This window comes from Geminicoccus sp., assembly GCF_036263595.1.
Classification (GTDB): domain Bacteria; phylum Pseudomonadota; class Alphaproteobacteria; order Geminicoccales; family Geminicoccaceae; genus Geminicoccus.
Window position 1 is genome coordinate 1 of the sequence record NZ_DATAGQ010000102.1, and the last position, 6,559, is coordinate 6,559.

General features: G+C 59.1%; 4 protein-coding genes and 1 pseudogene. All 5 read right to left on the minus strand.

All coding sequences use genetic code 11. The features are described 5' to 3' along the window. Positions 1-155 precede the first annotated feature (155 nt). Positions 156-327, minus strand: a pseudogene (locus VHL31_RS09170) (IS481 family transposase); the annotation flags it as partial. Positions 328-470: 143 nt separating this feature from the next. Further along, positions 471-2,108, minus strand: coding sequence for a hypothetical protein (locus VHL31_RS09175; RefSeq protein ID WP_329660903.1), 1,638 nt, complete (start codon positions 2,106-2,108; stop codon positions 471-473). Between the two features lie 14 nt (positions 2,109-2,122). Continuing rightward, on the minus strand, positions 2,123-3,232 hold the full coding sequence (locus VHL31_RS09180; RefSeq protein WP_329660904.1) for a hypothetical protein: 1,110 nt from the start codon (positions 3,230-3,232) through the stop codon (positions 2,123-2,125). 13 nt (positions 3,233-3,245) lie between these two features. Next, a complete protein-coding gene (locus VHL31_RS09185) occupies positions 3,246-3,902 on the minus strand; it encodes a hypothetical protein (RefSeq protein ID WP_329660905.1) in 657 nt (218 codons plus the stop codon). Between the two features lie 901 nt (positions 3,903-4,803). Further along, a complete protein-coding gene (locus VHL31_RS09190; RefSeq protein WP_329660906.1) occupies positions 4,804-6,213 on the minus strand; it encodes a hypothetical protein in 1,410 nt (469 codons plus the stop codon). Positions 6,214-6,559 lie beyond the last annotated feature (346 nt).

A 6,559-nucleotide genomic window follows, 5' to 3' on the forward strand; every position in this document is an offset into this window, starting at 1 on the left:
TGCTGCCAAAGGCCGCCGGCAACAGGGCTTCCACCAGGCTCACCTGACCCACCGCCTTGCGTACTATCGGCCGCCTCCCATCCTGATGGGCAGGATCGAATCACAGCAGCACGGCCAAGGCCAGGGTTTCGCGGCAGTCTCCTTTGGGACCAAACATCTAGCGCCAGGACTATTGAATGGTCGTCATTCGGACCCATGCGTGCGTCGGCGGTAGTCTTTCGCTGGCGCCACTTTTGAATAGTGGTGGGGCTGACGTTGTAACTGCCGAGCCAGCGCTCTTGTGCTCTCTTTATGTAGCTGGATCGCGCGACGGAGTGCCTCGTTCATGCGGGCCCTGCCGTGAAGAACCTAGTCTGTGGGATATCCCTCGCTGCATGATGATCAATTGTACAACCATACTTTGAGATAACCATCTAGTGGCATAGCCATTGCCTCAAAGCGCCCTCTGCTCGGGATGGGAGACGACCGGCTTAGGTGGGATCGACGTTGCCCATCGCGATCATCCGTAGGGCGGTGAGGCTTGGGATGAAAAAGTACTCGCCGCCGCGAGTAGTGACGAACTGCGGCATCTCGGTGCATATGAAGGGCGCATTGTCGCCAGCCGGATCGGCCGTGATGACGTGCTTGCGCCCGCCCATGGCGCGACTTCCGATCAGGGGATCGGTATCGTTGCCGAGATTGAAGTCGAGCCCGTATTGGATCCACTGCTGCTGGATGAACTCGAACTGGCGGAACAGACTGGCACAGAGTCCCATGAATATGACGCCGTGCTCCTCCGCGTCGTCATGATCCTTGGTCTTGAACGACCCGTACGGCAGGCCGCGACGGAGGATGCGGCGGCGGTTGTTGAGGGTCGAGCTCCAAGTCTTGCTGCCGGGCGACGCCTCCGGATCGAGCATGTCGCGCGTGTTGACCCGGCGCAGATGCGCCCCAAACGGACAGGCGATACCCTGCGGATCCTGGCTGTACTTGAAGTCGACCAGGACCCGCATGTAGTCGGCCTTCTCCTTGTCTGTGAGATCCTTGCCTTCCGTTTTGCCGTCCCACCAAGCGACGACCCCAGCGTTCTGCTCCCGGAACGCCTCCCAGGCCTGGAAGGTCGGCGCCGCTATGAGCGGCACGCCGTCCGACCAGCGGCCGACCAGCTTGGCTCGGATCGTCTCACGGGCCTCGCACTTCCCCACCTTCATGAGCTGCGCATACTCGGCAGCCGCCTGTTCGATGTAGCTATGGAAGCTCGCTACGTTCTGGTGAAGCTTGCGGTAGGCCATGAAGGTACCATTGCGCATGAACTCCCAGGGTGGTGCGGTCTGCGGCAATTCCTGCGATTCATCGACATGGCCCAGCACGAACTCGCCGGTCGCGATCGGCTCCCAGCTCTGGTCGGGCATGATCTTACCGCTGCCAATCTTGCGGACCCGCTCCACGCTCGGGTCGGTCTGGCCGACGAAGACGGTGTCGCCGATGGCGTCCGTGTAGCCGAAATGCTCCTTGGGCACGTGGACGCCGTTGATCACCAGCGCAGAGGCGGCCTGGAAATCGGCATCAGGTCCGCGATGGCCACTCAGCAGATGCACCGCATCACCTGAATCGGCGACGAGCTGACGGAGCCAGCTGGTCTCGTGCTCGATTGCATCACCGGAAGTGAGATGCGGGTGCATCGCCAGCCAGACATGGACCATCTTACGCGATTCAAGATCTTGCGGATCCTTCCAGATCGGGTCCCACTTGTCCGGCGCGCTCTCGCCGACGTCGCCCAGAATGTGGCAGCGTGCCCGCATGCCGTCGATGAACTCGGCCGGCAGGAGCTGGAGCGTGCGCGTCGGCAGGCCTAGCGCGCGCAACCCATGGAAGGTGAAGCCGATATTGTAAGCCACTTGCGGCATGGGGATAGACTTGCCGGACGGGTAGTTACCCTTGCCGCCGATCCATGGCTCAGCCGTCGTCACCTTGTCCCGGAGCCGGTTGACGAACCGTCGCCCATCAGCGGGCTTCCGGGTGTCGATGTTGAGGAAGAAGTGGCGCGCGGTGGCGAAGCCGTCGCGGCCGTACGAGCGCACGATGTGACCTTGGAGGTCGGCCAACTCCAGTCTGATCGGCAGCGGCATGGTCACAACCTCCCTTACTTGGTCCGGATCACACCAGGCACCTGCGTCGGCTCGGCCTCGGCCGGCCGGTGCGTGTCAATGAAGGCCTTGAAGGCGTGGTGAAGCTCCTGCGGGCCGGCGAGCTGGTTGGCTATTGCGAACTCAACGAAGCGCTGCTGGAGGTAGAGCGCCTTTAGCACCGACCTGAGATCGGTGTCGGGCTCGGGGGGGAAAGGCTGCGCGCCGAGCGCTACCACGGCCTTGTGCAGCGCGCCGACGGTGGCGACGAGTCCCACGACTGTAGTAATCCCCCATGGCCCAGACGTGAACAGCCAGCCAAGCAGCGTGAGGGCCGTGGCAAGCGTGGCGAGTGCCGCCCGGATCCAAGTTGAGCGATAGGCGGCCGTGACGGCCGCCGCGGCAAAGGCGACCATGGCAAGGCACCAGAGTGGGGATGCGAAGAGGCCGGCGCTCAGGGAGATGGTCGTGACCAGCAACGCAACCGCGAGGACCGTACCGGCCGGGCCGGCTTTGAACAGACGCCGCGCGACGTCCGCCACTTTGCGCCCCTTCGAGAGCTTCTCCTTGGCCAACGGCCTCCGCCAGCCGTAATCATTGAACGGCATGGTCGTTTCGATTCGGCAGCGGAGGATGTAGGCGACGAACATGCTGGCGTCGCTGTCGATCGCGAAGCCGTCGCAGTGCCTGAAGACCTTGCAAAGCTCGACAGGCATCACATTCCACAGATCGGTCAGATAGCGCTTGACCTCATCCTCGTCGCCGGTCCGGGCGTCGAAATCGACAGCGAACAAGAGGTAGGGGCGGCTCAGCCGGTCAGCTTTCTGGGCATCGAGTGCCTTGGCGCCGGTGAACGCCGCCCAGATGGCGTTCACTCGGATGCGGCCGTTATAGACGACGTTGTCGATGACAACGAAGCGCGCGAAATGAGTGCCTAAATGGCGTGCGAACGGGCTGTCGAGCGGGCTGTGCTCGTTGACCGGCATTTGCCGCGCAGTCGGCAGCAGGTCGAGCGTCTCGCGCAGAGCGTGGAGGTGCGTCCGCACCTTGCCCTCATCATCAAAGGCTTCGGTCCTGACCGGTGCGAGGACGGTCAGGAAGTAGTGACTACCATCGAAGTTTGGCATGTGCGCTCCCCGCTCAAGGCTTCCCGCCCCACTCCCGTTCGACGAAGTCCTTCCGGTTGCGCTCGGCATTCTCCGTGGCCGGGCTCGCCGCCGGGGCCGGGCCGCACGTGCCGAGATCGTTTTGCACCCGGACTAGGGCCTTCCTGTATTCAAGGGCGAACTGGCCCGCTGTCATGCCTGGGTGCTGCCGGGCGAGCTGACGCAGGACATCATAGACGCGCAAGGCTGACTTGATGTCACGCTGTGCTGAGCCGGGCGTGGCATTATAAAAGTAATTGTTCTGGATTTGGTTGTGGGAGATGTAGGATTTGAAAGAGGTGCTGGGTATGGAGGAAGGGTACTTGGTACTGGAGTACCAGAAGAGGTCGAGGCCGTTTGGAATGCCGTCGGAGAACGCATCGATGTACTGATCCCAGGTGCCGTTGAAGTTGCTGCAGAAGATCATGTAGTCGTTGTCGACCTCAGGCTTGCCCTCCCCGAAGTCCGGCCACTGGTCGCGCCTGACGATCACCCAGCGGGCGAAGTGTATTAGCGAGAGGCCGAGCAGGCCGGAAAGCGTGCCCGGCATCATTCGTGCCACCATGAAGACGAGATGATTGACCCATGTCCGCGCCGGGTTCATCGGCGTGATCACGGTCATCCCGTAGGCCTTGCCAGCCACATTCGCCATAGGTCCTTCCTCCCTCGCCGCACATGCGCTCGCTCCAACTTAAGTAGAAACTGAGCACATCGTCATTGTGATGCTTGCAGAAAGTAGGCTCAAAGTTGCAGCCGCATCGATATGCTAATCGAAATTTTTCCGGATAGACGCACCGCCGTCCACCACGGATGGTATAGTGGCACAGATCAGCAGGCCTCGCGTTCCGCCACCAGGCTTCGGTACGCCGACGGCTACAAGGGGCGGTGCCTCCATCCGCCGAGCATCACCGTGTAGACCTAGTTCAACGATCCGGCTGGTACCCTTTTGGCGGACCAAGTCAGGCGTCAGCGTATCTTCTTCGTACTGAGCACTGCTCCGGACATTACCAAACGATTGGGTACAATTGATCCAAACATAGTAGGTTTTCTATTCACTACTGCACAGGCATATGCCTAGTTATACTAATAAAGACTTTAGATGTAGGCCTGGAATATCCTTCACTAGTTAGTTTCTTGCCGAGCTTCCCCCGCTGCTGGGTCATATTTGTTGGCGAGCTTCAAGCCCAAGGTCGCAGTTTTCATAACGTCAACGGCGTCTATCCGAAGCTGATCAACTTGTGTATTGTTGACCGATCCACGCCAGCGTTGATCGAGTCAGCGTGTAGCACGGCGGCAAGAATGATGAAGATGTTTGGACAATTTTGTATTGAGACATCACAGCTACTGCAAATGGCAGCAGCTGTGATCCGAGCTATAATTTACAGAAATGACCTTCCTCTGGAACCTATGCAGCCAGCGCTTACCCCTCCAGTTGCGGCACTCATCTGGAGGGGCTTCTTTAAGCCATCGTTCGAATCTGACGTTAAACTCCTGTGAGCCGGCGTTCTGATATTGAAGGCAGTAGTACCGCTAGGTTCAACTTGGTTCCGCCGTCAGAGTGCCCTCAAGAAGGCGAGGGACGGCATGAAGAAGTACTCCCCGCCCTTCATCGTCACCGTGCGAGGAACGGCCGAAACGGTCGTCAGTGAATCGGCCTGCCCCCAGACGACGGCTCCCTGCATGTCGGGCCGCGGTCCATCGCCTGGGACTTGCCCAATGATGGGATCGACGCCGGGGGCAGGAAATTCATCGGGTACGGCTGGAAAGCCGGGATTGTTAGCCCACACTTTCTGCGTGAACTCGAACTGGTTCGCGATATCGCTGTTGAAGGCCATGAAGAGAAGCCCGACATCCTTCTCCGGCTTGTTCGCGATCATGCCATCATTGGGATTGTCCGTTCTTACGCCATACGTCTGGCCGCGTCGCGCCATCAGGTGTGACCGCTCACCTTCCATGTCCTCGAAGCCACCGGATCCTCTTGGATTGGTCTTGCGGATGTGTCCTGCGAAGGGACACTTGGCACCGTTCTTGTCGCTGAAATAGTTGAAATTGTTGGGGACCGGGCTTTCGACCCCATCCTCCGACTGCATCGTCACAGGCGTTCCGTCCTCGAAGCGCCCTACGGCCATGGCGCCCGCCCTCTCACCGTCCGAGAGCCCAAAACGAACAGCGAGCTTCTCCTCTTCCGCCTTGAAGAAGCGCACATTCTGTTCCAGCTTCCGATAGATGAAGTAGCTGCCAAAATGAACAGCTGGGTCTGGTGCCGCCGGATCGGGCACGATGATTTGCTTCAACGGAAATGCGGGATCCCAATTCGCTGTCCCGTCCGTTCGATCTTCTTCTGCATCGATGTCTTCACGAAGGAAGAGAGGCTGGCTTCGTCCGTCGACATAGCCGAAATGCTCGATGCCCTCTCTGTTGTCGTTATGAAGGCCCAGACCATCCTGCGTACCCACGACCGAGACACCGGGATTTGCATCGACCAGTTGAAGCACCTTACCATGTGCCTGGGCCTTCGTGTCGTTCAGCATGTCGGCCACCAAAACAACAGCGTGGATGCTGCCGCGAAAATAAGAGTCCCAACTATCGACATCAGGGTCGTTAAAGTCTGACTTTTGCATTCCGGCCTGAAAGATCTGATCATCCGGAATATCTGCTACGGATAGAACGTCATATCCTGAACGTGTGAGGCCCAGTCCAACGTAAGGAGTTCCCGGCACCGGTGGATCGGCCTTGAAGGCCTCGATCTCGTTCAGGTGCTGTTTTGCCGACTTCATCAGATCCGCCGACAATGATCGCACAAAACTACGCCCGGATGCCTCATCGCTGAACTTGAGGAAGATCAGCGTCAGAAACTCGCGCACATGCGGTTTTACAATATTGGGCTGAAGATGGTCCAGCATGATGCTGTCATCTCCGTTCGCGTTCTTCCAGGATATAGGAGCATCAATAGTAACCGGCATCTCGTTATCCTTCCATCAACCAAAGTGAGAGAAAATACAAGCTATCCTGCATTGTCAAGATAAGCATTTACTCGTTTCTCGTGCGATTGTCTGCAGAACGGCGGCCAGGGGTCTCGCGACAATGGACTGCACCCCATTTGAACCGGACAGGGTCGATAGCCGATAAGGCATAGGCATACGCCTATGGAGACTGGTGCGAAAGCCCGAAGCCTGCGGCGTGACGGCAGGAGGAGGCGGACTGGCGGGTGGCTATGACAGTGAGACCTGCTCGACCTTGCGGTCAGCGGGGGCAAGATCGACTGACTTGTACCCTTTGATACTGGTCAGGCGGTAATTTGATCTGCCC

Coding starts and splice junctions, on each gene's coding strand:
- VHL31_RS09175 (WP_329660903.1), bottom strand. CDS start 2,108: ATGCCGCTGCCGATCAGACTGGAGTTGGCCGACCTCCAAGGTCACATC.
- VHL31_RS09180 (WP_329660904.1), bottom strand. CDS start 3,232: ATGCCAAACTTCGATGGTAGTCACTACTTCCTGACCGTCCTCGCACCG.
- VHL31_RS09185 (WP_329660905.1), bottom strand. CDS start 3,902: ATGGCGAATGTGGCTGGCAAGGCCTACGGGATGACCGTGATCACGCCG.
- VHL31_RS09190 (WP_329660906.1), bottom strand. CDS start 6,213: ATGCCGGTTACTATTGATGCTCCTATATCCTGGAAGAACGCGAACGGA.